20 protein-coding genes and 1 pseudogene are annotated in these 21,267 nt (G+C 71.9%); 9 read left to right on the top strand and 12 right to left on the bottom strand.

Going from position 1 to position 21,267, the window contains the following annotated elements; translation table 11 throughout:
- Positions 1-2 precede the first annotated feature (2 nt).
- The 4 genes from AB0D27_RS14905 to AB0D27_RS14890 form a co-directional block, all read right to left on the bottom strand.
- Positions 3-425 (bottom strand): acyl-CoA thioesterase, encoded by a 423-nt coding sequence (locus AB0D27_RS14905; protein WP_362507416.1) that lies wholly within the window; start codon positions 423-425, stop codon positions 3-5.
- A gap of 72 nt (positions 426-497) precedes the next feature.
- Positions 498-1,124, bottom strand: a complete 627-nt coding sequence (locus AB0D27_RS14900) for a hypothetical protein (RefSeq protein ID WP_362507413.1) — start codon at positions 1,122-1,124, stop codon at positions 498-500.
- 53 nt (positions 1,125-1,177) lie between these two features.
- Positions 1,178-1,840 (bottom strand): histidine phosphatase family protein, encoded by a 663-nt coding sequence (locus tag AB0D27_RS14895; protein WP_362507410.1) that lies wholly within the window; start codon positions 1,838-1,840, stop codon positions 1,178-1,180.
- 110 nt (positions 1,841-1,950) lie between these two features.
- Positions 1,951-3,159 carry a pyridoxal phosphate-dependent aminotransferase gene (locus tag AB0D27_RS14890; RefSeq protein ID WP_362507407.1) on the bottom strand — a complete coding sequence of 403 codons (1,209 nt, stop codon included), beginning with the start codon at positions 3,157-3,159 and terminating at the stop codon, positions 1,951-1,953.
- 85 nt (positions 3,160-3,244) lie between these two features.
- On the opposite strand from AB0D27_RS14890, the gene AB0D27_RS14885 reads away from it, so the two are divergent.
- Complete coding sequence (locus AB0D27_RS14885; RefSeq protein WP_362507404.1) at positions 3,245-3,871, top strand: helix-turn-helix domain-containing protein; 627 nt, start codon at positions 3,245-3,247, stop codon at positions 3,869-3,871.
- A gap of 173 nt (positions 3,872-4,044) precedes the next feature.
- Here the strand turns inward: AB0D27_RS14885 and AB0D27_RS14880 are convergent, their stop codons facing one another.
- Genes AB0D27_RS14880 through AB0D27_RS14870 form a run of 3 tightly spaced genes read right to left on the bottom strand, consistent with a single transcriptional unit; the run spans position 4,045 to position 7,663 of the window.
- Complete coding sequence (locus AB0D27_RS14880) at positions 4,045-4,848, bottom strand: hypothetical protein (protein WP_362507401.1); 804 nt, start codon at positions 4,846-4,848, stop codon at positions 4,045-4,047.
- Positions 4,848-6,113 carry a VWA domain-containing protein gene (locus AB0D27_RS14875; RefSeq protein ID WP_362507398.1) on the bottom strand — a complete coding sequence of 422 codons (1,266 nt, stop codon included), beginning with the start codon at positions 6,111-6,113 and terminating at the stop codon, positions 4,848-4,850. Before AB0D27_RS14875 ends, AB0D27_RS14880 begins: the two co-directional genes overlap by 1 nt.
- Before the next feature lie 32 nt (positions 6,114-6,145).
- Positions 6,146-7,663 (bottom strand): IucA/IucC family protein, encoded by a 1,518-nt coding sequence (locus tag AB0D27_RS14870; RefSeq protein WP_362507395.1) that lies wholly within the window; start codon positions 7,661-7,663, stop codon positions 6,146-6,148.
- 75 nt (positions 7,664-7,738) lie between these two features.
- Here AB0D27_RS14870 and AB0D27_RS14865 point away from each other — a divergent pair, with 75 nt between their 5' ends.
- From AB0D27_RS14865 to AB0D27_RS14855, 3 genes are read left to right on the top strand one after another with little or no spacing between them, the layout of a single operon-like run.
- Positions 7,739-9,304, top strand: coding sequence for an IucA/IucC family protein (locus tag AB0D27_RS14865; RefSeq protein ID WP_362507392.1), 1,566 nt, complete (start codon positions 7,739-7,741; stop codon positions 9,302-9,304).
- Positions 9,305-9,319: 15 nt separating this feature from the next.
- Positions 9,320-10,234, top strand: a complete 915-nt coding sequence (locus tag AB0D27_RS14860; RefSeq protein ID WP_362507389.1) for a HipA family kinase — start codon at positions 9,320-9,322, stop codon at positions 10,232-10,234.
- On the top strand, positions 10,231-10,521 hold the full coding sequence (locus AB0D27_RS14855) for a SelT/SelW/SelH family protein (RefSeq protein ID WP_362507386.1): 291 nt from the start codon (positions 10,231-10,233) through the stop codon (positions 10,519-10,521). The genes AB0D27_RS14860 and AB0D27_RS14855 overlap by 4 nt, the downstream gene beginning before the upstream one ends.
- A gap of 1 nt (position 10,522) precedes the next feature.
- Here the strand turns inward: AB0D27_RS14855 and aceB are convergent, their stop codons facing one another.
- Both aceB and AB0D27_RS14845 read right to left on the bottom strand, forming a co-directional pair.
- On the bottom strand, positions 10,523-12,145 hold the full coding sequence (aceB, locus tag AB0D27_RS14850; RefSeq protein WP_362507383.1) for a malate synthase A: 1,623 nt from the start codon (positions 12,143-12,145) through the stop codon (positions 10,523-10,525).
- A gap of 187 nt (positions 12,146-12,332) precedes the next feature.
- A complete protein-coding gene (locus tag AB0D27_RS14845) occupies positions 12,333-12,932 on the bottom strand; it encodes a nucleotidyltransferase family protein (RefSeq protein ID WP_362507380.1) in 600 nt (199 codons plus the stop codon).
- A gap of 237 nt (positions 12,933-13,169) precedes the next feature.
- Here AB0D27_RS14845 and AB0D27_RS14840 point away from each other — a divergent pair, with 237 nt between their 5' ends.
- A complete protein-coding gene (locus tag AB0D27_RS14840) occupies positions 13,170-13,460 on the top strand; it encodes a DUF5955 family protein (RefSeq protein WP_362507377.1) in 291 nt (96 codons plus the stop codon).
- A 74-nt stretch (positions 13,461-13,534) separates the two neighbouring features.
- Here AB0D27_RS14840 and AB0D27_RS14835 read toward each other — a convergent pair whose 3' ends face one another.
- On the bottom strand, positions 13,535-14,167 hold the full coding sequence (locus AB0D27_RS14835) for a response regulator transcription factor (protein WP_362507374.1): 633 nt from the start codon (positions 14,165-14,167) through the stop codon (positions 13,535-13,537).
- Between the two features lie 227 nt (positions 14,168-14,394).
- Positions 14,395-15,567 (bottom strand): annotated as a pseudogene (locus AB0D27_RS14830) (sensor histidine kinase); the annotation flags it as partial.
- Between the two features lie 178 nt (positions 15,568-15,745).
- On the opposite strand from AB0D27_RS14830, the gene AB0D27_RS14825 reads away from it, so the two are divergent.
- Together AB0D27_RS14825 and AB0D27_RS14820 are read left to right on the top strand one after the other, a co-directional pair.
- Positions 15,746-16,783: an ABC transporter permease gene (locus tag AB0D27_RS14825; protein WP_362507371.1), complete on the top strand. Its 1,038-nt coding sequence runs from the start codon at positions 15,746-15,748 to the stop codon at positions 16,781-16,783.
- Positions 16,780-17,454, top strand: coding sequence for an ABC transporter ATP-binding protein (locus AB0D27_RS14820; RefSeq protein ID WP_362507368.1), 675 nt, complete (start codon positions 16,780-16,782; stop codon positions 17,452-17,454). Before AB0D27_RS14825 ends, AB0D27_RS14820 begins: the two co-directional genes overlap by 4 nt.
- Positions 17,455-17,485: 31 nt before the next feature.
- On the opposite strand, the gene AB0D27_RS14815 is transcribed toward AB0D27_RS14820, so the two are convergent.
- Positions 17,486-18,289, bottom strand: coding sequence for an IclR family transcriptional regulator (locus tag AB0D27_RS14815; protein ID WP_362507365.1), 804 nt, complete (start codon positions 18,287-18,289; stop codon positions 17,486-17,488).
- Positions 18,290-18,615: 326 nt separating this feature from the next.
- Here AB0D27_RS14815 and allB point away from each other — a divergent pair, with 326 nt between their 5' ends.
- Both allB and alc read left to right on the top strand, forming a co-directional pair.
- Positions 18,616-19,956, top strand: coding sequence for an allantoinase AllB (gene allB / locus AB0D27_RS14810; RefSeq protein ID WP_362507362.1), 1,341 nt, complete (start codon positions 18,616-18,618; stop codon positions 19,954-19,956).
- Between the two features lie 51 nt (positions 19,957-20,007).
- On the top strand, positions 20,008-21,138 hold the full coding sequence (gene alc / locus AB0D27_RS14805) for an allantoicase (RefSeq protein WP_362507359.1): 1,131 nt from the start codon (positions 20,008-20,010) through the stop codon (positions 21,136-21,138).
- Positions 21,139-21,267 lie beyond the last annotated feature (129 nt).

Below are 21,267 nucleotides of genomic sequence, written 5' to 3'. Positions count from 1 at the left end.
CCTCAGAGCCCGAACATCCGCGGGTCGGCGGCCAGCGCGCGGAAGTACTCGCGCGCGTCGGCGACCAGCCTGCGTTCCTTGAGGTCCAGCAGGCCCCCGACCGCCGTCACCTCGGCGGCCGGCGTGCCGTCCGTCTTCCGTATCGTCTGCTGGACGCGGAAGGTCTTGCCCTCGCCCCAGACGAAACCGCACGTCACCTCGACCTCGTCGCCCGCGCGCAGCTCCCGCAGATAGTGGATGGTCGTCTCCAGGACCACTGGGCCCACGCCCTTGCCGATCAGTTCGCTCTGGCCGATCCCGGCCGCTTGCAGCATGCACCAGCGTGCGTGCTCGGCGTACTGGAGATAGACGCTCTGGTTGAGGTGCCCCAGCACATCCGTCTCGTACCCCCGGACGGTCACTGCGACGGAAAACGGCTCTGTCACGACTTCCCCTTCAACGGCGGTCAAGGACGTGATTCCTTCCAACTCCCTTGTACCGCAAGGCATTCCGGCCCCTCATATCCGTCGCGGCGAAGCCAGCACATACCGGGCCCCGGTGCGCGGCTCGGTGTGCTCGCCGACCTGCCAGCCCGCCTTCTCCAGCGTGGCCGCGCAGGCCCGCAGCGCCGCCTGGTCGGACTCGCGCACGGCGACGGCCTCCGGCTGGGGTGTCGCCCGCACGCGGTAGCCACCGCCCTCGGCCGCCGCGGGCCGGTGCCCCGCCGCCTCGAGGGCGAGCGCGGCGGCCCGCACCAGATGCGTACGCTCCCACCCGCACGGTCGGTCGACGTCACCGCCCGGATTGGTCATCCGGCGCAGCTCCAGGAGCCCCTGCCAGGCGCTGTGCACCTCGCGTAGGCGCGCGGGCCCGGCGTCGGTCGCCTCCTCGCCGCCGATTCGCGCGGCGAACACGCCGGTCTCGGCCGGAGCGGGAGCCTCCACGGCTGGGGCCGGTTCCGGCGCCTCGCGCAGGCGATGCCCGGCGGGCGTCAGAAAATGGTCGTGCGGCGGCCGGGGATGCCGGAAGGCGAGCCCGCGCGTCACCAGCGCGGCGAGCTGGGCCTCCGTGCCCCTCAGCCGCCCGGTCACGGGATCGGCGGCATCGATGACGCGCCGCTGCGCCGCGGTCGGCGGTCGTGTCACGGCGCGCTCCCTCCCGCCGCCGCTCGACTCACGGCGGCTCGCTCAGCCGCCCGTCAGCGCTCCTCGCACTGCTCCTCGGACCCCTGTCCCGCCGGGGAGAGCGGCTCATGGGAACAGTACGCGTCGGGTCTGACATTCCAGCCGGCCACCACATGGCGGCGGTGCTCCGTGCTGAGCCGGCTCATCGTCCCGGTGCCGAGCTGGAACAGGGCACCGGCCGAGGCGGGCAGCCCGAGCCGGCGCGCGGTCAGCACCCGCAGGAAGTGCCCGTGCGAGACGACGACCACACTGCCCTCCGCCTCGGCGAGCGCCGCGTCGATCTTGGCCAGCATCCGTTCCGCCCGCCCCCCGACCTGGTCCGGGCTCTCCCCGGGGTGCTCGGGAGGCCCGGCCGTGACGCCGTCCGTGAACAGGAACCAGTCGGGTCGCTCCCGGTGGATCTCGACGGTGGTGATTCCCTCGTACCCGCCGTAGTCCCACTCGGACAGGTCCGCGTCGACGCGGACTCCGCCGATGCCGGCCAGCGTTGCCGTCTCCCGCGCCCGCCGCATCGGGCTGACGAAGGCCGCCGCGATGTGATGCCGCGCGATCAGCGGAGCCAGCCTGCGCGCCTGCTCCCGCCCGTTGTCGGTCAGTTCCACATCGGTCGACCCCGTGTGCCGCCCGGACAACGACCACTCGGTCTCACCGTGCCGTACGAGGAGAAGGTCACCCATCGCCGCACCCTTTCTGTCCCGTCGTACGGTTGTGTCCCTCCGTACGGTGACATCGGTCGGGGCGGGCCGCAGCGGCGGCTGAGCCGGTCGGCCCTGCCGCCGTACCCGCCCTACTGCCGGTACCCGCTCAGGAACCGTCCGATCCGGCTGATCGCCGCGTCCAGGTCGTCGGCGTGCGGGAGGGTGAGGATGCGGAAGTGGTCGGGGCGGGGCCAGTTGAAGCCGGTGCCCTGGACGACCTGGATCTTCTCGCGGAGCAGCAGGTCCAGGACGAACTTCTCGTCGTCGTGGATCCGGTGCACCTCTGGGTCGATGCGCGGGAACGCGTACAGCGCGCCCTTCGGCTTCACGCACGAGACGCCGGGGATCTCGTTGAGCTTCTCCCAGGCGCGGTCGCGCTGTTCGCGCAGGCGGCCGCCGGGGCCGGTCAGCTCGTGGATGGACTGGCGGCCGCCGAGTGCGGCCTGAATGGCGTACTGGGCGGGAGCGTTGGCGCACAGCCGCATGGAGGCGAGCATCGTCAGCCCCTCCAGATAGCTGCGCGCGTGCTGCTTCGGACCGGTGACGACCAGCCAGCCGGAGCGGAATCCGGCGACGCGGTACGTCTTCGACAGTCCGCAGAAGGTGAGGACCACCAGATCGGGGGCGAGGGCGGCGGCCGAGTGGTGCACGGCGTCGTCGTACAGGATCTGGTCGTAGATCTCGTCGGCGAACACCATCAGGCCGTGGCGGCGGGCGAGGTCGAGGATGCCCTCGACGATCTCCTTCGGATAGACCGCGCCCGTCGGGTTGTTGGGGTTGATGATGACGACCGCGCGCGTCCGGTCGGTGATCTTCGCCGCCATGTCGGCCAAGTCCGGGTACCAGTCGGACTGTTCGTCGCAGAGGTAGTGCACCGCCTTGCCGCCCGCGAGGGTGGTGACGGCCGTCCAGAGCGGAAAGTCCGGCGCGGGGATGAGGACTTCGTCGCCGTCCTCGACGAGCGCCTGGACGGCCATGGAGACGAGCTCGGAGACGCCGTTGCCGAGGAATACGTCGTCCACGCCGACCTCCAGGCCCCGGTCCTGGTAGCGCTGGGCGACGGCACGGCGGGCTGAGAGGACGCCGCGCGAGTCCGTGTAGCCGTGCGCCCTGGGCAGCATCCGGATCATGTCCTGGAGGATCTCCTCCGGTGCCTCGAAGCCGAAGAGTGCGGGGTTGCCGGTGTTGAGGCGCAGCACGCTGTGGCCTGCCGCCTCCAGTGCGTCGGCGTGCTCGATCACCGGGCCGCGGATCTCGTAACAGACCTCGCTGAGCTTGCTCGACTGCCGGAACTCCATGCGCTGCGCCCTCCGGTGAGTGGTGATGCTTGGTTTTACCAAGTGGACGCTTGGAAAGTCCAACAAGATAGCTAGACTGCGTCGCATGTCACCTCGCCGAAGCTACGACCAGTACTGTTCCGCCGCCCGGGCCCTCGACGCCGTCGGTGACCGGTGGACCCTTCTGATCGTCCGTGAACTGCTCGGCGGGCCGCGCCGCTACACCGATCTGCACGCCGATCTGCCGGGCGTCAGCACGGATGTTCTTGCCTCCCGGCTCAAGGACATGGAGCGCGACGGGCTGACCAGTCGGCGGCGTCTTCCCCCGCCGGGGGCGGCGTACGTCTATGAACTCACCGAGCGGGGGCGGGAGTTGCTGCCCGTGCTGCAGGCCCTCGGCGAGTGGGGTGCGCCCGTGCTGGGGGAGCGACGGCCCACCGATGCGGTGCGGGCTCACTGGTTCGCGTTGCCGGTGCTGCGCGGGCTGGAGGGTGAGGGCCTGGTGGAAGTCCGCCTGGAGGAGGGGGAGTTCCATGTGTGGCTGGGCGCCGGGGACGGGCCCGTGTACGGGGACGGGCCGGCCCCTGAGGAGCCGGATGTCTGGCTGTCGCTCGACACGGAGACGTGTGAGGCCGTGAGCCGCGGTGCGTTGGGTCTGCTGGACGCGGTGCGTGCGGGGCGGGTGGAGGTGACGGGGGAGGGCACGTTGGCCAAGGTGCTGCGGGAGGTGTGACCGGAGCGGGTTTCGCCCCCTCCGCCCCTACCCGTCCCCTACCTGGTGGCTGCCGCCCCCAGACCCCCGCTGTCGCGCTTCGCGCTCGTCCTCAATCGCCGGACGGGCTGAATCCTTGCTCGTCCTCAAACGCCGGACGGGCTGAATCCTTGCCCGTCCGGCGTTGTGACGTCTCAGGCCCGCGACGGGCGGCCCGTCCCCCGCGTCAGCGCGTACCCGCCGATGCCCGCGAGCGCCGCGAGGACGCCGCCGATCGCGGTCCACACCCAGCGGTCGGACCACCAGCCGGAGGTCCAGCCGTCGTCGGGTTCGAGCGAGGACAGCGCGGCCGTCGAGGAGTCCGAGCCGGAGGCGGACTTCTCGGCGGTCGTCGCGATGCCCGGCACCAGCGGCTTGGCGAGCGAGCCGTCGACGGCCGCCGAGCCGCCGATGTCCTGGGAGTCCACCTTGACCTCGGCGCTCACCGGCAGGCCCAGTTCGGACGCCCCGAGCCCCGTGGCGGTCAGCCGGACGTAGTACGTGCCCGGCAGCGGGTCGTCGGCCCAGGTCTCCGACCAGGCGCGGACGGTGCGCAGGGTGCAGGACAGGTCCACGGTGGCCGCGTCACGCGCCGCGGTCCGCGTCTGCGCCCCGTACTGGCATGCCTGGCGGCGTCGCAGCCCGTCGTACACATCGAGCTGCCAGGTCTCGGCGGTGTTCCGCGTCGAGGCCTCGGGCAGCTTCACCGTCGCCTTCACGGTGGGCCGTTGTCCGGCATCCGCGGGGAACGACCAGTACAGGTAGTCACCCGTGGACCCGCTGGCGGTGGCCTGCTGCCCCTGCTCGATCTCGGTCGCCGTACGGAACGACGTACCGGCCTCGGTGGGCGCGCCCCCGTCGCCCGACGGGCTCGCCGAGGGCGAGGAGTCGGCGACGGCGGGCGTCACGGCGACACCGACCATGAACAGTGTCGCGGTCAACACACGTCGAATACGCATCAGTTGGTCCTCCAGACCGCGACACGCCAGCGCGAGATCCAGCCCCACAGCACACCCGCGAGGAAGCCGGTGAGCACGAGGGCGCCGAGCAGCCACCAGCCGCGTCCGAGGCCGAACGAGGCCACGTCGCCTGCCTGGTCGGGCCCGTCGACGACGTCGACCGTCAGCTCCAGCGGCAGTCCGGGCGTGGTCTTCACGCCGGCGGCCGCCGAGAAGGAGTTGGACACCTGGAGGCACACCGTCTCGGCGGTGGCGTCCCCGTCGTCGCTGTCGGCCTTCGGGTAGCGCAGCCCGGTCGAGATGACGTCGGTGCGGCCGTTGCCCGCCGCCTCGCCGCGGACGATCTCCCGTCCTTGCACGGTGACGGCCCGCAGCAACACCCCGTAGTCCGGGTTGACTTCGCGGTCCGCCCCGACGCTCACCGAGGCCCGCAGCTCCCGGCCCGGCTCGACCTCCACGCGGTACCAGCGGTGCTGCGCGAACTCCTCACGGTCGGTGTAGAGCCCCGACTTCAGCGCGGGCGCCTTGGCGCACTCGGCGGCGCCCTCCACGGCGACCGGCGTCACCACCGGATCGGCGGCCCGGTCCACCAACTGGCCTACCCGGTCGGCAAGTTCCTCCTTGTGCTGCACGGAGGTGTAGGTGCCGCCGGTGGCGTCCGCGATGCAGCTGAGCTGGTCGCGGGTCTTGGCGTCCGGCACCAGACCGAGCGTGTCGATGGTGAGGCCGATGCCCTTGGCCGCGATCTCGCGGGCCACCTCGCACGGGTCGAGCGGCTGGCAGGTGTCCTCGCCGTCGCTGATCAGCACGATACGGCGGGTGCCTTCGCCCGCGTCGAGGTCGTCGGCCGCCTTGAGCAGCGCGGGGCCGATCGGCGTCCAGCCGGTGGGTGTGAGGGTCGCCACGGCGGTCTTCGCCTCGGTGCGGTCCAAGGTCCCCACCGGATACAGCTGAGCCGTGTCCTTGCAGCCCGTCTTCCGGTCGTTGCCGCGGTAGTTGGCGCCGAGTGTACGGATGCCGAGCTGCACCTCCTCGGGCGTAGCGTCGAGCACTTCGTTGAACGCCTGCTTGGCCGCGGCCATCCGCGACCCGCCGTCGATGTCCGTCGCCCGCATCGAACCGCTGACGTCCAGCACGAGTTCGACCTTGGGAGCGGCCTGCTCCGCCGTTTCGTCGGCGACCGCTCCGGCCGGGAAGGCGATTCCGGCCGTCAGGGCGGCGAGCAGGGAGCAGACTCCTGCCGCCAGCCGTTGTCTTGTGATCATCGGCGGATCTTATTGATCAAAGGTGCCGCGCTTCAAAACGAGAGGGTGGCCGAGCCGGGAACGGCAAGCGGATTCGGCAGCTGAGTCCAGCTGTCACCAGGCGTGCCGGGCGACAGCCGCATCAAGGTCAGCGCCTTCGTGGGAAGCGGTTGTTCGAGGAGGGCGGGCAGGTCCGGGGTGCCCGGCAGATCTCGTACGACCTTCTCCAGGGCCTCGCGCAGCGCGGCCGTCGAGCCGGCCGTCGCACCCAGCGTGCCGCCGACGAGGGAGCCGAAGAGCTTGCGGCGCAGGGTGGTCTCGTCGTCCGTGACGATACGGCCCGAGAGGGCAGGGACCGGGATACCGTGGCGGGCCAGACGCGCCGGGCTGACGCGGATGTCGGCCAGGTCGCGGTAGACGAGCCGGACCGGGGCGCCGACGTGGTCGAGGACCACGAGCAGATTCTGCCCGTGCGCCTCCAAAGCCACGCCCGCCTCGAGCAGTCGCAGACCCACGGTGAGGACGAGCCGGGTGAACTCGGCGAGCCGGCCGGGATGTTCGGGCAGGGCGGTCAGCGGGAGGGCGGCCACCGGGACGACCCGCTCGCCCGGCGCCGCGTACGCGTCGGGTGGCTCCCTCAACACCGCCGCCAGATCAGGGGCGTTGGCGCTGGCCGCGCCGAGCGTGCGGGTGACGTGCAGCGGCAGGTCGAGACGCTCGGTCACCTTCTCCATGAACGCGGAGACGGTCTCGGCCGTCTCGACCGAGTACACCGAGATGTCCCGCACCGAGGAGGTCAGCCGGGCGCTCAGCGCGGTCTTCACGTGCGGGCCGTCCGGCAGGGCGAGCGTGCGCAGCGACATCAACGGGTGGGCGGCGAACCCTTCCTGGACCGGACCGTCGAGCACATGAGCAGCCTGCCAGGGGTGGACCGGAATCAGCACCCGCTCCCCGTCCCGCAGCCACTTCGGCCACTCGCCCGTGACGAGACAGTCCTCCGCGGGCATCAGCCCCAGCTCCACCGCCGGGCGGTGCTCCGGCGCGTACGCGAGCTGCTCGGCCACCGAGAATCCGGGCCGTGAACGGCAGTTGGGGTGGTACGGATGCCCGTCGACGACTCGCTGCTCCCATCCGAGGCTCGTCGCGGACTCCGCCGGCTCCCCGAAGGTCGCCTGACCCGCGCGGGACAGGGCCAAGGACACCACGCTGTTGTCTAGTTCGGCGGCGAAGGCGGACCCGTGCGCGACCGCGAGGTCCTCCATCAGCCGCGCCGGGTGGTCGTAGGGCCGCCCGTCGAGCCGTACCTCGGTCGCGTACGCGGTGGTGGCGTACGGGTCCGCGTGCGGCCCGTGCAGTCGGCGACCGTCCCTCAGGCGGAGGGCGAGCCCGTCCCGTCCCCGCTCGCGGCGCGCGACCCAGGCCAGCGGCTCATACGCGAGCGCACGCCACAGCCGGGACAGCACCGCGGCCCGCGCACCGGGCAGCGCGTCCGCGTACGGCGCCGACAGGTCGGGACGTACGGCGCCCAGCTCGGCGGCGAACTCGGCCTCGGGCCGGGAAGGACGGTGCACGATCGGGCTCCTCGGGTACGGGGACTGCGTCGCGCCTGCCGGCGACGACAGACATACTGATCACCAGTGCACCGTATGGAACGAATGGATCGCGTGGACTCCATGCACCCCATCCCCCCCGCGGACGACGTCGCAGCGGCCGCCGACGCTTACGCCGCCGCGCCTCTGCTCAATTGTCTCCTGCGGGAGCTGGGAGAGCTCACCGAGACCCCCGGCGTGTACCGGCTCGGCCCCGGCGGCCGGCTGCTGCGCGTGCGGGGCACGCGGCGCCCCACCGAACCCGAGGTGTACGCGGGCGGCTCCTGGCACCGGCTCACCCATCCCGAGCTGGTCAAACTCACCGCCGAGGAACTGCGCCGGCACACCGGCCTGGCCAACTCCGAGCTGCCCGCCGAGATGCTCGACAGCCGCGACGCGGTGGCCGCGCTGCTCACCGCACGCGCGCGCACGTCACCGCCCGACGACCCGTATCTGCGCTCCGAGCAGTCCCTGATCATCGGGCACCCCCACCACCCCGCTCCCAAGGCCCGCGGCGGGGGACCGGTCGCCGGCTGGCTGCCCTATGCGCCCGAGGCGTACGCGCGTTTCCCGCTCGAACTGCTCGCGGTGCGCGAGGACGCGGTCGTCGAGGAGGGCGACACGACGGCGTTGGACACGCTCGGCCAGGCCCCGCCCGGCTACCGGCTGCTGCCCGCCCACCCCTGGCAGCTGGACCTGGTCGGCGGCCGCCCGGAGATCCGCGACGCCTTCACGGACGGCCGGCTCAAGCGACTGGGGCGCACGGCGCGCCCGCTCCGGCCAACGGCTGCCATCCGCACCTTGTACGCCCCCGAGGACGATCTGTTCCTGAAGTTCAGCCTCGACGTGCGCATCACCAACGATATTCGCCGGCTGTGGCGGCACGACCTGCGGAAAATGCGCCGCACGGACGCGGCGACCGCCTCGGCCTTCGCGGACCGGCACGGCCCGGCCGCCTGGCTGAGCGACCGCGGCTACCGCACCGCCGACTTCGCCTTCGAGGAACTCGCCGTCCTCGTCCGCGACGGACTGCGCGACCATCTCGTCCCCGGCGCGACTCCGCTGCTGGCCGCAGCCCTGGTGGAGGGCTTCGACGGCAGCCCCCTGGACCTGCTCACCGACCCCGGCGCCTGGTGGGGGGCGTATCTGCGCCAGGTCGTACCGCCGGTCCTGGACGTGTTCGCGCGCCACGGAGTCGTGGTCGAGGCGCATCTGCAGAACACCCTGGTGGCCGTCGACAGCGACGGCATGCCCGTCCAGGCGCTGTTCCGGGACGCCGAGGGCGTGAAGCTGCTCCCCGAGGTGAGCCGGGCGGCCGGATGGGAGCGGCTGGTGTACTGCCTGCTGGTCAACCACCTCTCCGAGCTCGCGGACCTGCTCGCCGAGCGGTGTCCGGGAGTCGACCCGTGGCCCGCCGTACGACAGGAGCTGACCGGGTACGACAGCGAGCGGAGCCTGCCTGAGATCGCGCGGCTGCTGTCCTCGCCCACCCTCCCCGGCAAGACGAACCTCCTGCTGCGCTGGACGGGCGCGGACGGCGCGGACGCGCGGTATGTACCGCTGCCCAACCCGCTGGCCCGGACGGGGGCGCCGAAAATGCCGATGGGCCGGACGACCGGCTGAATTACAGTGGCCGGTGTGCTGCGCGACGTGACCGCTGTTCGATACGTGACCCCGCTGAGGGCGGGCGGCTCCGTGCCCGGCGTCGTCGAGGCCGACGACCTGGGGACGTACGTCGTGAAGTTCACCGGCTCCGCGCAGGGCCGCAAGGCATTGGTCGCCGAGGTGATCGTCGGTGAGCTGGCGCGCGCCCTCGGACTGCGGTTCCCCGAGCTGGTCCTCGTGCACTTCGACCCGGCGGTCGGCGAGCACGAGCCCCACCAGGAGGTGCGGGACCTGCTCCGGGCCAGCGCCGGGCTGAACCTCGGCATGGACTATCTGCCGGGCGCGAAGGACTTCACACCGGAGATCGCCAAGACGTTCACCGTCGACCCGGTGGAGGCGGGCAAGGTGATCTGGCTGGACGCCCTCACCGTCAACGTGGACCGCACGGTGCACAGTTCGAACCTGATGATCTGGCCCACCTTCGGCATCGCGCCCCCGCGGCTGTGGCTGATCGACCACGGCGCCGCCCTCGTCTTCCATCACCGCTGGGACGCCTCGTCACCGGAGAAGGCGTACGACTTCCGGCGCCACGCTCTCGGCGGCTACGCCCCGGACACCCGGGCGGCGGACGCCGAGCTCGCGCCCAAGGTGACCGAGGAGCTGCTGCGCGAGGTCACGGCCGAGGTGCCGGACGCCTGGCTCGCCGAAGAGCCCGGTTTCGCCGGCCCCGCCGAGGCCCGCGAGGCGTACGTCGGCTACCTCCTCGCCCGGGTGAAGGCGTCCGCGGCCTGGCTTCCCACGGACTTCCCGAGCCGTGAAAAGCTGGCCGCCGAGGACGCGGACCGCGCGGCGACAACCCAGCGGGGCCGGCCGGACTGGCTCAAGCGGGTCCCGGACCTGCACGGCAAACCGGCGGCGGAACAGGATTGGTCGGTACACCTCGGATGACCAGGGAAAACGCTCACCGTGTGCAGATCGAGTACTGCACCCAGTGCCGCTGGCTGCCGCGTGCCGCCTGGCTCGCGCAGGAACTCCTCACCACCTTCGAGACGGAGCTGAGCGAGCTGGCTCTCAAGCCCGGCACGGGCGGTGTCTTCGTCGTCCGCGTCGACGACGAGGTCGTCTGGGACCGCCGCGAGCAGGGTTTCCCCGAGCCGACGGCGGTGAAGAGGCTCGTACGCGACCGAGTGGCCCCGGAAAGATCCCTGGGCCACTCGGACAGAACAGCGGACTGACTCAGCCGGCCAGCTGCTCGTACGCCGGCAGGGTCAGGAAGTCCGCGTAGTCCTCGTCGAGCGCGACGGTCAGCAGCAGGTCGTGGGCCTGCTGCCAGTTGCCCGCCGCGAAGGCCTCCTCGCCGATCTCGGCGCGGATGTTCGCCAGCTCCTCGGCGGCGACCTTGCGGGCCAGCTCGGGGGTGGCCTTCTCGCCGTTCTCGAACTCGACGCCCGCGTTGATCCACTGCCAGATCTGCGAGCGCGAGATCTCCGCCGTGGCCGCGTCCTCCATCAGGTTGAAGATGGCGACTGCGCCGAGGCCACGCAGCCAGGCCTCGATGTAGCGGATACCGACCTGGACGGCGTTGACCAGACCGTCGTACGTCGGCCTGGCGTCGAGGGAGTCGACGGCGATCAGATCACCGGCGGCGACCGAGACGTCCTCGCGCAGGCGGTCCTTCTGGTTCGGCTTGTCGCCGAGGACGGCGTCGAAGGAGGCCATGGCGATCGGGACGAGGTCCGGGTGGGCCACCCACGATCCGTCGAAGCCGTCGCCCGCCTCACGGTCCTTGTCGGCCTTGACCTTCTCGAAGGCGACCTTGTTGACCTCTTCGTCACGCCGCGACGGGATGAACGCCGCCATGCCGCCGATGGCGTGCGCGCCGCGCTTGTGGCAGGTGCGGACGAGGAGTTCGGTGTACGCGCGCATGAACGGGGCCGTCATCGTCACCGCGTTGCGGTCGGGCAGGACGAACTTGGCGCCGCCGTCACGGAAGTTCTTGACGATGGAGAAGAGGTAGTCCCAGCGGCCCGCGTTCAGCCCGGAGGCGTGATCGCGGAGTTCGTAGAGGATCTCCTCCATCTCGTACGCGGCCGTGATCGTCTCGATCAGGACGGTCGCGCGGATGGTGCTCTGCGGGATGCCGACGTAGTCCTGCGCGAAGACGAAGACGTCGTTCCAGAGGCGGGCCTCCAGGTGCGACTCCGTCTTCGGGAGGTAGAAGTACGGGCCCTTGCCGAGGTCGAGCAGGCGCCGGGCGTTGTGGAAGAAGTACAGGCCGAAGTCGACGAGCGCGCCGGGGACCGGGACGCCGTCGACCCGAAGGTGCCGCTCGTTCAGATGCCAGCCGCGCGGGCGCATGACGACGGTCGCGAGCTCGTCGGCGGCCTTCAGGGCGTACGACTTGCCGGACTTCGGGTCGGTGAAGTCGATGTTCCGGGAGTACGCGTCGATCAGGTTCAGCTGGCCGAGGACCACGTTCTCCCAGGTGGGCGCCGAGGCGTCCTCGAAGTCCGCGAGCCAGACCTTGGCGCCCGAGTTGAGGGCGTTGATGGTCATCTTGCGGTCGGTGGGGCCGGTGATCTCGACGCGGCGGTCGTTCAGGGCGGCCGGAGCGGGGGCGACCTTCCAGGAGTCGTCCGCGCGGATCGCGGCGGTCTCGGGGAGGAAGTCGAGCGTGGAGGTGCGGGCGATCTCGGCGCGGCGCTCCGCGCGGCGGGCGAGGAGCTCGTCACGCCGGGGCGTGAACAGCCGGTGCAGCTCGGCCACGAAGGCGAGGGCCGCGTCGGTGAGGACCTCTTCCTGCCGGGGCAGGGGCTCGGCGTCGACGATGGCCAGCGGGGACGGCGCTGGTGCGGACATGAGCTGTCACTTCCTTCAGCGAGCTTGGCACCGGGTGCCAGTAAACCTGGGTAGGGCGGTGGGCGCCCGGGGAGCAGCCGGGCGCTTCTGATCAGTGGATATTAGTTTCCTCATAGTGGAAGTTCAATGGTTTGTTGATGTCGAGATTCTCCGAGTCGAGGCAACATGGCGCTCAGTGCCACCCCGCTCACTCAAGGTGGATCAGATCGGCCTCCGTGTCGATGTCGTACGGCCGCGCCACGTCCCCGCACTCGACGAGCGTGATCGCCTCCTCGTGCGCCCTCAGGTAGGCACGCGCGCCCCGGTCGCCCGTCGCGGTCGCGGCGGTCGGCGCCCAGTGAGAGGCGCCGAAGAGGACGGGATGGCCGCGTACGCCCGCGTAGGCGGCCGAGACGAGCGACTCCTCGTCCTCGTAGGCGCCGAGCACCCGGGCCACCGCCTCCGCGCCGATGCCGGGCTGATCGACGAGCGACACCAGCGCGGCCCGCGCCCCCGTGTCCGCCAGCGAGTCCAGACCGGCCCGAAGCGAGGTGCCCATGCCCTTCTCCCACTCCGGGTTGTCCACGAGGACGCACCCCGGCAGGGAGGCCCGCGCGCGTACGGCGTCGGCCTGGGCGCCCAGGACCACATGGACGCGGGCGCAGCCGCCCGCCCGCAGCACGGCGACCGCGTGTTCGACGAGGGGCCGGCCCCGGTGGGGCAGGAGTGCCTTGGGGCGACCCCCGAGGCGCCGCCCGCCGCCGGCCGCCAGCAGCAGCCCGGCCACCTGGTCTTTGTTCTCCTTCATGTCCCCTGCATACCCGACCGGGCCCCGGCGCGCTGCGGAACCTGGCCCGTCACCGTGGTGTCCCAGGGCTGAATTTCGGTCCGCGGAGTGGCGCACGGCACACGGGGTGGCGTTTACTGGCCCGCGTCCCCCGGCGTGCGACCACCGCCATGGGGAGTGGGGCCCGACAGGGAAGAACCGGCGCACAACGGCGTGCGAGGGGGGAGAGCTGTGTTGCGGAGCTTGGGGCAGAGGCCAGTGACCGGCAGCGACGAAGATCCGAGGGTGGCGGAACTGCGCACCGCCGTCTCCCGGCTGCGCCGTGAACTGGCCGCACACCCGGCCGAGTTCCCCGACCGGGTCATCGCCGAGGACGAACTCGCGGCCCTCGCGGCGATGGCCGTCAGCGGCATCCCCGAGATTCCCCGGCTGCGCCGCTCCCTCCTCCTGATCGCGGGCGCGATCGGCTCCGTCAGCGCCCTGGCGACCGGCCTCGCCGGCGTCCGCACCGCGGTGGAACTGTTCGGGGAACCGCCCGGGCGACGGTAGCCGGGCGGGCGGTGCGGGGGAAGCGCGGGCGGGGGTCAGGCGACCCGCCGCCGGTGCTCCTGCGCCGACACGCGCTAGCCCCGCCGCCGGATGACGCCCCGCTGCGTGGCCACCGCCACTGCGGCCGTACGCGAGTCCACGCCCAACTTGGCGTAGATATGGACCAGATGGGACTTCACCGTCGCCTGGCTCAGGAACAGCCGTTTGCTGATCTGCAGGTTGGACAGGCCGTCCTTGACGAGCTCGAGGACTTCCAGTTCGCGGCGGCTGAGGGCGGCGGCGGGAGTGCGCATACGGTCCATGAGGCGGTCGGCGACCGTAGGGGCGAGCGCCGAGTGGCCCGAGGCGGCGGTGCGCACGGCGGCGGACAACTCCTCGGGCGGAGCGTCCTTGAGAAGATAGCCCGCGGCGCCCGCCTCCACCGCCGCCAGGATGTCCGCGTCGGTGTCGTAGGTGGTCAGGACCAGGACCCGTGGCGCGCCGGCGCGCGCCGTGATCGCGGCCGTGGCCTGCGCGCCGTGCATGCCGGGACCGAACTGCAGGTCCATGAGGACGACGTCCACACCGCCCGCCCCGGCGCGCTCCACCGCCGCCTCCGCCGTCGGCGCCTCCGCGACGATCTCGAAGTCCGGCTCCGCGGACAGGACGGCGCGCAGCCCGGCCCGCACGACGGGGTGATCGTCCGCGAGCAGCAGCCGAATGCTCACACGGTCCTCCCGGCGGCACGCGGCAGCGGGGTCCCGGGGATCACGCCCGCGTCGCCGGACCGGGCCTGGTGCAAAGGGGCCCGGTCCGCCGTAGGCGACGGAGGGAGCCGGTCCGCGTCGGCGCTGTGACAAGCCCGCTCTCCGCTGACCGGCCAAGGCACCCGGCCCTCGGCGGTGGGCAAAGAACCGCCCGCGTCGCCGGACCGCGGCCCCCACCCCGCGGCGACGACCGGCAGTGGGAGTGTGACCGCCAGCGCCGTGCCCTGGCCCGGCGCCGATTCGACGGTGAACGTGCCGCCCAGCGACTCCGCGCGCGAGCGCATCGCGGGGAGACCGAAACCGCCGTCCTCGCGGCCGCCGTCCGGCCGTCCGGCATCGAGGGTGAAGCCGACGCCGTCGTCGACGACGTCCAGGGCGACCGTCGTGTCCATGAAGCTGAGGGTGATCTCGGCGCGGTCCGCGCGAGCGTGCCGCAGGGTGTTGCCGAGCGCCGACTGGGCGATGCGCAGGAGGGCCACCTCGTACGGCGTCGGAAGCGCGGCCGGACGCCCGCTCACCGAGAAACGGACCGTGGGAGTGTCGACGGCGCCCGACCGGCACAGCCGCTCCAGGGCTCCGGCGAGCGAACCGCGCTCCAGGTCGGGCGGGGTGAGGGCGCGGACGAAGCGGCGAGCCTCGGCGAGGTTGTCCTGGGCGGTCGAGCGGGCCTGCTCGATGTGCGGGGCCGCCGGGGAGTCCGCGGGCAGCAGCCGCTGGGCGGCACGCAGCAGAAGCTGGACGCTGGACAGGCCCTGCGCGAGGGTGTCGTGGATCTCGTGGGCCAGCCGCTCCCGCTCGGCGAGCGTGCCCGCGGTGCGCTCGGCGTCGGCCAACTCGGCGCGGGTGGCGATGAGTTCCTCGATGAGCTCACGGCGGCGCTCGCTCTCACGGTACAGCGCCTCGTACCCGAGGACCGTCGCGACCGCGACGGCGGCCCCGAGGAGCGGGCCGATGAACGCACCGGGCGTGAGATGCGAGCCGTGCGCCAGGAAGCTCGCGATGGCCGCCGCGGCGGTCAGGCCGACCGCCGGCAGGCTCCAGCGCACGGGCAGCAGGTGCAACTGCAGGAAGTAGAGCGGGAAGGCCACCCACAAGCCGTCCGGCGAGAGGGTGAGCAGCGCGAGCCAGCTCGCGCACAAGGCAGCCAGCCACCACGCGGCCGTACGCCGTGACCGGCGCACCGCCGGGCTGAACGCGCCCACCGCGAACACCGCGCCCGTCGCGAGGACGGACACGACGACGGCCGACGGATGCGCGCTGTCCCCGGAGCGAACGGCGGCCAGCGCTAGAAGCCCCGCGAGCAGTGCGTACAGACACAGACGCAGGGTGGCGACGACGGGGGAGTGCCGGCGGACGTCCATGGTCGTTCCAGGGTAGGCGGGCGCGGGCGGGCCCCGGTCAACCGAAAGGTTGAAAGTGGGGTCCGTACTTCGATGGCGAGAGGCCCCTCCTTCGTCGCCGCGCGCTCCCGCCTTCGATTCGGGTGAACCGTGCCGTGGCGCGATGCTTCGGACGCCGCCCGGGCCGCAGGGTGGGGGCATGTTCGTCGCGTGGAGAGACCTCCGGTTCGCCAAGGGGCGGTTCACCCTCATGGGGGCCGTGATCGTGCTGATCACCCTGCTCGTGGGGCTGTTGTCCGGGCTGACCGCCGGGCTCGCCGAGGAGAACACCTCGGCGATCACCGGCCTGCCCGCCGACCACCTGGCCTTCGCCGCGCCGCCGGCCGGCCAGTCGGTGTCGTTCACCAACTCCTCGCTCCACACGCGCGCGTGGCGGACGTGGGCCGAGCGGCCGGGTGTCACCTCGGCGGAGCCGATCGGCATTCGCACGCTGAACGCCACCGCCGGGGACCGTACGGCCGCGGTGTCGTCCTTCGCCGTCGAGCCGGACTCCGGGATCGCCCCGCGGGGCGTCGGCCCCGGCCGCGTCGTGCTCTCCGAGAAGGCGGCCACCGACCTTCGCGCAGAGGCCGGGGACCGGGTACGGCTCGGCGGCACCGAGCGGACCGTCGCGGCGGTCGAGGGCGACGCCTCGTACAGCCATACGCCGGTGGTGTGGACCCCGCTGTCCGGCGACGCCACGGTGATCGCCCTGCGCACCGACGGCGCCGGCCTCGCGGCGGCAGACAAGGCCGCGGGCACCCAGACCCTCACCATGGACGACGCCCTCACCGCCATCGGCTCCTACCGGGCCGAGAACGGCTCGCTGCAACTGATGCGTGGATTCCTCTTCGTCATCTCGGCCCTTGTCATAGGGGCGTTCTTCACCGTCTGGACGATCCAGCGGTCCGCCGACATCGCCGTACTGAAGGCGCTGGGAGCCTCCACGCCGTATTTGCTGCGCGACGCGCTCGGCCAGGCGGTGCTGATGCTCACGGCGGGGACGCTCCTCGGCACGGGCCTCGCCACCGCGATCGGCGGGCTGGTGCGGGGCGGCGACGTGCCGTTCGTCCTCGACGCGTCGACCGTCCTCGGGCCCGCCGCCGTGATGGTCGCCCTCGGGGCGCTCGGCGCGGGCCTGTCCATCCGGCGGATCACCGCCGTCGACCCGCTGACCGCGCTGGGGAGTGCCCGATGAGCCTCGTTCTGGACGAGATCACCCTCACCTACCCGGACGGGGACGGCCGCCTGACCGCTCTCGACGGCGTCGGCCTCCATGTCCCGGCCGGGACCATGACGGCGATCGTCGGCCCGTCCGGCTCCGGCAAATCGAGCCTCCTCGCGGTCGCCGCGACCCTCGTCACGCCAGAGTGCGGACGCGTCCTCATCGGCGGTACGGAGACGGGCACGCTGAGCCGTTCCGAGCGGGCCGTGCTGCGGCGGCGCGAGATCGGCATCGTCTTCCAGCAGCCGAACTTGCTGCCGTCACTGACGGCGCTGGAACAGCTCCTGGTGATGGGCCATCTGGACGGGCGCCGCCAAGTGGCGAACCGGGCACGGGAGTTGCTGGCCGCCGTCGGGCTCGGCGACCTGGCGCACCGGCGGCCGCACCAGCTCTCCGGCGGCCAGCGCCAGCGTGTCAACATCGCCCGCGCGCTGGTCAACGAGCCATCCGTGCTGCTCGTCGACGAACCGACCAGCGCGCTCGACCACGAACGGGGCGGGGCCGTCCTTGACCTGCTGGCCCGGCTCACCCGCGAGCGCGCCACGGCCACCGTCCTCGTGACACACGACCGCGCCCACCTCGGGGAGGCGGACGCGGTACGGGAGATGGCGGACGGGCGGCTCGTGAGCGCCGTACGCCGGTAGTGGCGGTCGGCCGTACGGCGCTGGGGGCGCCCTAGGCGGCGGGGCCCGAGCTGGCCAGTACCTGGGACAGTTCCGTCGCGACCTGCTGCAGCATGGGCACGATCTTGTCCGTGGCGGCCTCGGTCACGCGGCCGGCGGGTCCGGAGATCGAGATGGCGGCGGCGGTGGGGGAGTCGGGCACGGGAACGGCGAGGCAGCGGACGCCGATCTCCTGCTCGTTGTCGTCGATCGCGTAGCCGAGCCGGCGCACCTCCTCGAGCGCGGTGAGGAAGCCGTCCGCCGTGGTGATCGTCTTGTCCGTCGCGGCGGGCATGCCGGTACGGGCCAGCAGCGCGCGCACCTCGTCGGCCGGGGTGTGCGCGAGCAGGGCCTTGCCCACGCCGGTGGAGTGCGGCAGGACGCGTCGGCCCACCTCGGTGAACATGCGCATCGAGTGCTTGGACGGCACCTGGGCGACGTACACGATCTCGTCCCCGTCGAGCAGGGCCATGTTCGCGGTCTCGCCGGTCTCCTCGACGAGACGCGCCAGGTAGGGGCGCGCCCAGGTGCCGAGCAGCCGGGAGGCGGATTCCCCGAGGCGGATCAGCCGGGGGCCGAGCGCATAGCGGCGGTTGGCCTGCTGACGTACGTAGCCGCAGGCCACCAGCGTGCGCATGAGCCGGTGGATGGTGGGCAGCGGCAGTCCGCTGCTGGCGGAGAGCTCGCTCAGGCCGACCTCGCCCCCGGCGTCCGCCATGCGCTCGAGCAGGTCGAAGGCGCGCTCAAGGGACTGGACACCGCCGCTCGGAGCGGACGTTTTGGCGGCGTCGGTGGTGCTGGCGGTGGAGGGCGGCACGGCGGCGGTCCTTTCGAGGCGCAGAATCGAGGGGGCGACCCGAAGGGTCTCGATTAGGGCGGCGGCGGGTGACGGGCGGGCAGGGAGGCAGCCTACCCGGCGGTCGGTTGACCACAAGGTTGTGCGTAGCTACGTTCTACAGGATGGAATTCTAATTCCGCTTTGTGGAAACGTCCAGAGTAGACGCCCGAGAGGCAGAGTGGAGAAGTGGACTCTTGACGGCGTGAGGGCGGGAGTGAAGACTCCTTCAACAGAACGTTGAATTCCATTACGCGGAAGTAAACCCGCGGTACCGGGAGTCAACAGCGGCAGAGAGAGGGGTCCGGGTGTCCGACGTCGAACTGGTGCTGCGCTCGACGCGCGTCATTACTCCGGAAGGGACACGCGCCGCCTCCGTCGCGGTCGCAGCCGGGAAGATCACGGCCGTGCTCGCGCACGACGCCGAGGTACCGGCCGGTGCCCGGCTCGAGGACTTCGGCGACGACGTCCTGCTGCCCGGCCTCGTCGACACCCACGTCCATGTGAACGACCCCGGCCGCACGGAGTGGGAGGGCTTCTGGACCGCGACGCGCGCCGCGGCGGCCGGCGGCATCACCACCCTGATCGACATGCCGCTCAACTCCCTCCCGCCGACGACGACGGTCGACAACCTCCGCACCAAGAAGGACGTCGCCCGCTCCAAGGCGCACATCGACGTCGGCTTCTGGGGCGGCGCGCTGCCCGACAACGTCAAGGACCTGCGGCCCCTGCACGACGCCGGCGTCTTCGGCTTCAAGGCGTTCCTGTCGCCCTCCGGAGTCGAGGAGTTCCCCGAGCTGGACCAGGAGCAACTCGCCCAGTCGCTGGCCGAGATCGCCGGATTCGGCGGCCTGCTGATCGTGCACGCCGAAGACCCGCACCACCTCGCCGCCGCCCCCCAGAAGGGCGGCCAGAAGTACGCCGACTTCCTCGCCTCGCGCCCGCGCGACGCCGAGGACACGGCCATCGAGAACCTCATCGCCCAGGCCAAGCGCCTCAACGCCCGCGTGCACGTGCTGCACCTGTCCTCCAGCGACGCGCTGCCGCTGATCGCCGCCGCGAAGGCCGAGGGTGTACGGCTCACGGTCGAGACCTGTCCGCACTACCTGACGCTGACCGCCGAGGAAGTACCGGACGGCGCCAGCGAGTTCAAGTGCTGCCCGCCCATCCGCGAGGCCGCCAACCAGGACCTGCTGTGGCAGGCGCTGGCCGACGGCACCATCGACTGCGTGGTCACCGACCACTCGCCGTCGACGGCCGACCTGAAGACGGACGACTTCGCGACGGCATGGGGCGGCATCTCCGGCCTGCAGCTGAGCCTGTCGGCGGTCTGGACCGAGGCGCGGGCGCGCGGTTACGGCCTCGAGGACGTCGTCCGCTGGATGTCCTCGCGCACCGCGCGGCTGGTCGGCCTCGACCACCGCAAGGGCGCCATCGAGGCGGGCCGAGACGCGGACTTCGCGGTCCTCGCGCCCGACGAGACCTTCACCGTGGACCCCGCCGGGCTCCAGCACCGCAACCGCGTCACGGCGTACGCGGGCAAGACCCTCAGCGGCGTCATCAAATCCACCTGGCTGCGCGGCGAACGCATCGTGGCCGACGGAGAGTTCGGTGAGCCGACCGGCCAACTCCTCTCCCGCCACCCGTAGTCCGTCCACCGCACCCGCAGCGGCCGACCCTCGAAAGGCAGATCGATCATCGTGACGGCGCAGCATCCCTCCGTTTTGTCCCGTTTCACCGGCGACGCGAACCCCTATGGAGGCGGCGACCCGTACGCGGACTACCGCACCGCCGACTTCCCCTTCACCCAGTACGCCAACCTCGCCGACCGGCAGCTCGGCGGCGGAGTCATCGCCGCCAACGACGAGTTCTTCGCCCAGCGCGAGAACCTTCTGGTGCCCGAGGCCGCCGAGTTCGACCCCGAGCACTTCGGCCACAAGGGCAAGATCATGGACGGCTGGGAGACGCGGCGGCGCCGTGGCGCCTCGGCCGCACACCCGTGGCCGACGTCCGACGACCACGACTGGGCGCTGGTCCGCCTCGGCGCGCCCGGCGTCATCCGCGGCATCGTCGTCGACACCGCTCACTTCCGCGGCAACTACCCGCAGGCGGTGTCGGTCGAGGGCGCCTCGGTACCCGGCTCGCCCTCCCCCGAGGAACTCCTCGCGGACGACGTGAAGTGGACGACGCTCGTCCCGCGCACGGCGGTCGGCGGTCACGCGGCGAACGGCTTCGCCGTCTCCGTCGAGCAGCGCTTCACGCATCTGCGCGTCAACCAGCACCCCGACGGGGGTATCGCCCGTCTGCGGGTGTACGGCGAGGTCGTGCCCGACCCCAAGTGGCTGTCCGTCCTCGGCACCTTCGACGTCGTCGCCCTCGAGAACGGCGGACAGGTCGAGGACGCCTCCAACCTCTTCTACTCGCCCGCCACCAACACCATCCAGCCCGGGCGCTCGCGCAAGATGGACGACGGGTGGGAGACGCGTCGCCGGCGCGACAACGGCAACGACTGGATTCGCTACCAGTTGGTCGCGCAGTCCGAGATCCGTGCGATCGAGATCGACACGGCGTATCTGAAGGGCAACAGCGCCGGCTGGGCGTCGGTGGCCGTGAAGGACGGCGACGACGGTGACTGGACGGAGATCCTGCCGCGGACCCGCCTCCAGCCCGACACCAACCACCGCTTCACCCTCCCCGAGCCCACTGTCGCCACCCACGCGCGCGTGGACATCTTCCCGGACGGAGGCATCTCCAGGCTGCGCCTCTTCGGCTCCCTCACCCAGGACGGCGCTTCCCGCCTGGCGGCCCGCCACCAGGAACTGGGCGGCTGACAGTCGTTTCTCGGCCTCAAGCGCCGGACGGGCCAGGACTGGCCCCTCCGGCGTTTGAGGAGCGGAGTCTGGGGCGGAGCTCCAGGGACGGGAAGGGGCGCAGGGGGCGAGAACCAGCCCCCACCGCCG

It is taken from the genome of Streptomyces sp. NPDC048415 (assembly GCF_040651675.1).
Taxonomy (GTDB): Bacteria; Actinomycetota; Actinomycetes; order Streptomycetales; family Streptomycetaceae; genus Streptomyces.
Note: the sequence above shows the minus strand (reverse complement) of the source record. Positions and strands in the feature narration are given on the sequence as shown.

What these genes read in the sequence shown, in the direction of transcription:
- AB0D27_RS14825 (WP_362507371.1), top strand. Translation starts at nt 15,746, where the DNA reads ATGTTCGTCGCGTGGAGAGACCTCCGGTTCGCCAAGGGGCGGTTCACC.
- AB0D27_RS14890 (WP_362507407.1), bottom strand. Translation starts at nt 3,159, where the DNA reads ATGGAGTTCCGGCAGTCGAGCAAGCTCAGCGAGGTCTGTTACGAGATC.
- AB0D27_RS14885 (WP_362507404.1), top strand. Translation starts at nt 3,245, where the DNA reads ATGTCACCTCGCCGAAGCTACGACCAGTACTGTTCCGCCGCCCGGGCC.
- aceB (WP_362507383.1), bottom strand. Translation starts at nt 12,145, where the DNA reads ATGTCCGCACCAGCGCCGTCCCCGCTGGCCATCGTCGACGCCGAGCCC.
- AB0D27_RS14865 (WP_362507392.1), top strand. Translation starts at nt 7,739, where the DNA reads ATGGAACGAATGGATCGCGTGGACTCCATGCACCCCATCCCCCCCGCG.
- AB0D27_RS14845 (WP_362507380.1), bottom strand. Translation starts at nt 12,932, where the DNA reads ATGAAGGAGAACAAAGACCAGGTGGCCGGGCTGCTGCTGGCGGCCGGC.
- AB0D27_RS14855 (WP_362507386.1), top strand. Translation starts at nt 10,231, where the DNA reads ATGACCAGGGAAAACGCTCACCGTGTGCAGATCGAGTACTGCACCCAG.
- AB0D27_RS14820 (WP_362507368.1), top strand. Translation starts at nt 16,780, where the DNA reads ATGAGCCTCGTTCTGGACGAGATCACCCTCACCTACCCGGACGGGGAC.
- AB0D27_RS14880 (WP_362507401.1), bottom strand. Translation starts at nt 4,848, where the DNA reads ATGCGTATTCGACGTGTGTTGACCGCGACACTGTTCATGGTCGGTGTC.
- AB0D27_RS14875 (WP_362507398.1), bottom strand. Translation starts at nt 6,113, where the DNA reads ATGATCACAAGACAACGGCTGGCGGCAGGAGTCTGCTCCCTGCTCGCC.
- AB0D27_RS14895 (WP_362507410.1), bottom strand. Translation starts at nt 1,840, where the DNA reads ATGGGTGACCTTCTCCTCGTACGGCACGGTGAGACCGAGTGGTCGTTG.